We start from the raw sequence: 5,760 nt of genomic DNA, 5'->3' as shown, positions 1-5,760 counted from the left end.
AGGCCCGCGACCCAGCGAAGCTTGGAAGCCTATCTGGCCACTGCGTTCCAGCCTCGCATAGCGCCGGAGCCTCCCGCGGCATCCTCCCACTATATAAAACCAGAATCACTTCACAAACTCAGAACACTTACGCTGGACACAAACGACAGTCATAACTTGCACCGCAGTAACGCACCATGTAAAATATAACCGATGTGACAACACAGGTGAAGATGAAAAGGACCGATAAGGATGACACTTGAACTGACAACGGCAAGGTTGAAGCTGCGACCGTTTGTAGAATCGGATTTGAACGATTATTTCGAAATTGTGAAGAATCAGCAAAGTGCGAAGGCAGCTGGGTTTCAGTATGCGCGAAACTTGGAAGATGCCCACTATTTGTTGAAACAAACGATGCGGCAGGGCTTTGTGTTGGCGGTGGTTGAACGAACGACAGCTCGGGTGATCGGTAGCATCGGGTTTTATGACCGAATTACTTCTGAAGGTGAAGTTTCTGATCAGGAATGTGATTTAGGGTACGTGCTAAATGAAGCTTATTGGGGTCATGGTTATATGACGGAAGCCGGGCAAGCGCTGATTCACGCGGTATTTGACCGGCAACTATTCAACGTGATCTGGGCAAGCTTTCTAAAAACGAACGCGCAATCACAGCGTGTGTTAGTCAAACTGGGCTTCCATTACGTTGATGAATTTCAACACCCACAAAATGCACTGTATCAACCCGGCCAGACCGAAGTGATCTATCAGTTGGCTCGGGCTTAAGCTGAGATTCTTACCCAATTCTAACCTTGGTCGGTGACGAAACGGTTGCAATGCCTCACCGAGGGGAGTAATATGGGTAGCGTTAAAAGAAGAGGTGCGATGTTCAAGAGTCGCTGCTGTGAAGTCCATCAGGATTGACGATCAGTAGTTAAAGGGGACGTTGCCGAAGCTAGGGTACGCTGATGAGTACGCTGGTTGGGATCTGTCTTAAGAGGGCAGGAACTGTCGCAACGATGTGTTGCGGAGCGCTTCCTACGTTAGATGAAACGATGAATTTAAGTCGGGTCTTCTCGCAGGTGTGTGCTTGTGAGGAGGCCCTTTTAAGTTGGAATTGGGCACCTCATGATCAAAATAACCGTAGATCAATGATAGAAAGTGAGTGTGCAAAATGGCAGAGCAACAAACAAACGACCATGAAGTGAAGCGCGAACTCAAGACGCGTCACCTCTCAATGATTGCGTTAGGGGGAAGTATTGGGACCGGGCTCTTCGTTGCCAGTGGGTCCGCAATTTCAACCGCCGGACCTGGTGGTGGCTTAGTTGCCTACATCGCCTTAGGGGTCATGGTTTACTTCTTAATGACGAGTTTGGGTGAAATGGCAACTAACATGCCAGTTTCGGGGTCGTTTGCGACCTATTCAACCAAGTATGTCGATCCTGCGTTGGGATTTGCGATGGGCTGGAACTACTGGTTTAACTGGGCAATCACGCTAGCGGTGGATATTAGTACCGCGGCGCTGGTGATGAAGTTCTGGTTACCGGATATTCCGGGGTGGATCTGGAGTGTGGCGGTCTTAGTCATTATCTTCATGATCAATGCGTTGACCGTTAAGGCGTTCGGGGAAACCGAGTACTGGATGGCCATGATCAAAGTGGTGACCGTCATCATCTTCTTGATCGTTGGAGTTTTGACCATCTTTGGCATCATGGGTGGTCACGCAACCGGTCTTGAGAACTTTACCTATAAAAAGGCACCGTTCGTTGGCGGCATGCCAGCCATGCTGAGCGTGTTCGTTGTTGCCGGGTTCTCGTTCCAAGGGACTGAATTGGTCGGTATCACGGCTGGTGAATCTGCAACACCTGAAAAGAGTATTCCAAAGGCCATCAACGAAGTGTTCTGGCGAATCTTATTGTTTTACATTCTCGCCATCTTCGTGATTGCCTGCTTGATTCCTTACACGAGTCCTGATTTGTTGGGGTCATCCGCAACTGATATTGCCATCAGTCCATTTACCTTGGTCTTCAAGCGCGCTGGATTAGCCGCTGCTGCTAGCGTGATGAACGCCGTTATCTTGACGTCTGTCATTTCAGCGGCCAACTCCGGGATGTATGCCTCATCTCGGATGCTGTACTCATTGTCGTTAGATGGGTACGCGCCAACGTATTTCCAACACACAACTAAAAACGGGGTGCCATTGCGCGCCCAAGTTGCCACTACGGTGATTGGCGCTTTGGCCTTCATCACCAGTGTGGCGGGGCCACAAGTTTACACGTGGTTAGTTGCGGCATCTGGTTTGACCGGCTTCATTGCCTGGTTAGGGATCGCCATCTCCCACTTCCGCTTCCGGCGGGCGTTCGTTAAGCAGGGCCATGATTTGAGTGAGTTAAAATACCATGCAAAGTGGTTCCCATTCGGCCCAATTCTGGCACTCGTCTTGTGTATCTTGGTCATCGCGGGTCAAAATACTACGGCCTTCGCGCAATTTGACTGGGAACAAATCGGTGTCACTTACCTGAGTGTGCCATTGTTCATCGTCTTGTTTGTGTACTATAAGGTTCGCCATCATACCAAGATGGTGCCGTTGGACGAAGTGGATGTAGCGCCACATAAGCGTAAGATGTAACGCATTAAAGTTAAATGAGTTGACGGTGTTACCTTCTCAATGGAGAGGCAGCACCGTTTTTTTATTGGTCTCAGCAAACCCGATGATACCAGTCTCTGCAATGAATCAGGGCCCCGTGATTCCATAAAACCCTCATGAGAATGACCACTAGATATTGCATTTCGACCAAGTGATGATACAATGGATAGTGCTGATTTTTGAAGTTGAAGTTAAAGGAGAAATTATCTGATGATCGTACTATCTGGCACCATCGGCGCTGGTAAAACCAGCCTGACCAACTTATTGGCGGATCACTTAAACAAACCGGCCTTTTACGAGTCCGTAGAAGACAACGAGATTTTACCGTTGTTTTATCAGAATCCAAAAAAATACGGCTTTTTGCTCCAAATTTATTTCTTGAATAAACGGCTTGAGAGCATCAAGGAAGCCTTCAAGGATGATGAAACGGTTTTGGACCGGTCAATTTTTGAAGATTCACTGTTATTCAGATTAAACGCTGATTTAGGTCGGGCAACCCAGACTGAAGTCGACATTTATGATTCACTGCTTCAAAACATGATGGAAGAACTGCCAGATACGCCACACAAGAAGAACCCAGACCTCTTGATCCACATCAGTATCTCCTTTGACACCATGTTGTCACGTATCAAGAAGCGCGGCCGGTCATTTGAACAGATCGAGCAAGATCCAAGCCTGTACAACTACTACAAGGAATTGGACGAACGCTATATTGATTGGTATAACAACTACGATAAGTCACCTAAAATGATGATCAACGGTGACGAACTCGACTTTGTTGAAGACACAGCCGCCCAAAAACGGGTGCTTGAGTTAGTCGACAACAAGATGGCTGAACTCAACCTTTAAACGGGTCGCCGGGTGTGGCTTGCTAAATGAAACGAGATATCGTAAACTAAGAGTAGTTCATTAAACGCGATGTGGTTTAAGTAGACGATCAGAGAGACGGGGTATTCTGAAAACCGTTACGTCGAAACTCCGCCACGTCAAAGCGGACAGTTAATCCTGTACGGGTCATCACCGTTACCGATAATTGAGTGTGTAGCAATGGCTACAAACTTGGGTGGTACCGCGAGCTTTCGTCCCAACTTTTTGGGGCGGAAGCTTTTTTTGCGGTCCGATAATACGAGAGGAGATTTACCATGATTGATTTAAAGTTAGTTCGGACACAGCCGGATTTTGTAAAGGAAAAGTTAGCCACGCGGGGTGTTGACGCCGCTGAGATCGATGCACTGCTTGATCTTGACCAACAACGTCGTGACTTGATCGTCAAGTCAGAAACGATGAAGGCTGACCGTAACCAAGTGTCAGACGAAATCTCGCAGTTGAAGCGTAACAAGGAAGATGCTAGCGACAAGATCAACCAAATGAAACAAGTGAGTGCTGATATCAAGGCACTAGATGAACAGTTGACCCAGATTGCGGATGACGTTCACGATAAGGCATCACGCTTACCAAACATTCCTAACGACAACGTGCCCGTTGGTTTAACTGAAGACGGCAGTGTTGAATTGCGGAAGTGGGGCGAGATTCCAACGTTTGACTTCGAACCAAAGTCTCACTGGGAAATTGGTGAAGCGCTGGGCATCTTAGATTTCGAACGTGGCGCCAAAGTTTCTGGCAGTCGTTTCTTATACTACGTTGGTCAAGGCGCACGTCTGGAACGGGCCATCTACAACTTCTTCTTGGACGAAAATGAAAAGGCCGGCTTTACCGAAATCTTGCCACCATACATGGTGAACAGTGAATCCATGTTTGGGACTGGTCAATTCCCTAAGTTTACCGAAGACGTTTATTCATTGAAGGAAGCCGACGAAACGTTGATTCCAACGGCTGAAGTGCCATTGGTCAACTTCTACCGTGATGAAGTGATCGATGATACCAAGTTACCCGTTAAGTTTACCGCGTTGTCACCAGCCTTCCGTTCAGAAGCCGGGAGTGCCGGTCGTGATACCCGAGGCTTGATCCGGTTACACCAATTTAACAAAGTTGAAATGGTGCAATTCACGAAGCCTGAACAATCATGGGATGCGTTGGAGAAGATGACCAATCATGCTGAAGACTTATTGAAGAAGTTAGGCTTGGCCCACCACGTGATCACTTTGACTACGGGTGATATGAGCTTTACGGCTGCCATGACGCATGACTTGGAAGTTTGGTTACCATTCCAAGACAAATACCGTGAAATCTCAAGTTGTTCAAACTGTACCGACTTCCAAGCACGTCGGGCACACATCCAATACCGTGACGAAAACGGTAAGCTCCAGTACGTTCACACCTTGAACGGTTCTGGCTTAGCCGTTGGCCGGACGGTCGCTGCCGTTTTGGAAAACTACCAAAACGCAGACGGCACGGTTAACATTCCAGAAGCCCTCCAACCATACATGGGTGGGCAAACGGTTATTAAGTAACCTACTATAGTAAGTTAAATTAAATCGTCTATTGATCGTCACCTCATGATGTTTTATGGGGTGGCGATTTTTTATGCTTACGTTTGTGTCCAGCGTAAGCATTCTTGCTGTGAGTTTGTGAAATGCGGGGTTGGGTGTAAACTGTCGATTCCGGTAAGCGGCTAGGTTCCTGCAGTGGGGCCGGTCTGAGCCAAAGAGCGGTCTCAAACCTCGAAGTTAAGCCTCGCCAAAACCCGTGCGAATCTTAACTTCGTCCCCGATGATTGGCGGTTGTCGGAAGAACACCAACAACCGCCAATCATCGCGACACAGCATCCACCTAGCTGCTTACCGAAATCTCACATTGGCGCAATTCACTACTATCGCAGATCATCTCAAGCGCCTAACTGATCGACTGGTTGCGATATTGTAACGACTGGTGTTGAGTCACTCAACACCAGAATTGGCTATCAGTTAACGCTTTATCAGCACGATGAACAAACGTCAATTTATTCTGAACGATGGCTTAATGCGCTTGAAGGTATTGCTGACTCAATGCGGTAACGTTGCCGTTCAACGCTTACTGAGATGTTCGCGATTGTCATCATACGACAGTTTAGCCCTTCATGATAGATTTTCGGGAGTGTGATCCTGATGCCGAAACCCCGCCAACAAGAGGTCGGTCTGAAAATTGGGCCTCAGCCATGAAATTTTACTTGGCTGGCGTTTCTTGCCAGACTAGTAAAA

4 protein-coding genes and 1 riboswitch are annotated in these 5,760 nt (G+C 47.7%); all 4 genes read left to right on the top strand.

Annotated features, from left to right (window positions below):
- Positions 1-231: 231 nt before the first annotated feature.
- Complete coding sequence (locus tag ACYVR3_RS15870) at positions 232-762, top strand: GNAT family N-acetyltransferase (RefSeq protein ID WP_461244988.1); 531 nt, start codon at positions 232-234, stop codon at positions 760-762.
- A gap of 81 nt (positions 763-843) precedes the next feature.
- A riboswitch (Lysine riboswitch) is annotated at positions 844-1,021 on the top strand.
- 129 nt (positions 1,022-1,150) lie between these two features.
- Positions 1,151-2,605: an amino acid permease gene (locus ACYVR3_RS15865; RefSeq protein ID WP_057151911.1), complete on the top strand. Its 1,455-nt coding sequence runs from the start codon at positions 1,151-1,153 to the stop codon at positions 2,603-2,605.
- 228 nt (positions 2,606-2,833) lie between these two features.
- Positions 2,834-3,472, top strand: a complete 639-nt coding sequence (locus ACYVR3_RS15860; RefSeq protein ID WP_461244987.1) for a deoxynucleoside kinase — start codon at positions 2,834-2,836, stop codon at positions 3,470-3,472.
- 293 nt (positions 3,473-3,765) lie between these two features.
- On the top strand, positions 3,766-5,034 hold the full coding sequence (gene serS / locus ACYVR3_RS15855) for a serine--tRNA ligase (RefSeq protein WP_057151910.1): 1,269 nt from the start codon (positions 3,766-3,768) through the stop codon (positions 5,032-5,034).
- Positions 5,035-5,760: the final 726 nt, after the last annotated feature.

Source organism: Secundilactobacillus muriivasis, from assembly GCF_054785195.1.
The sequence above is the reverse complement of the archived record's forward strand: the minus strand, read 5'-3'. Positions and strand labels throughout refer to the sequence as shown.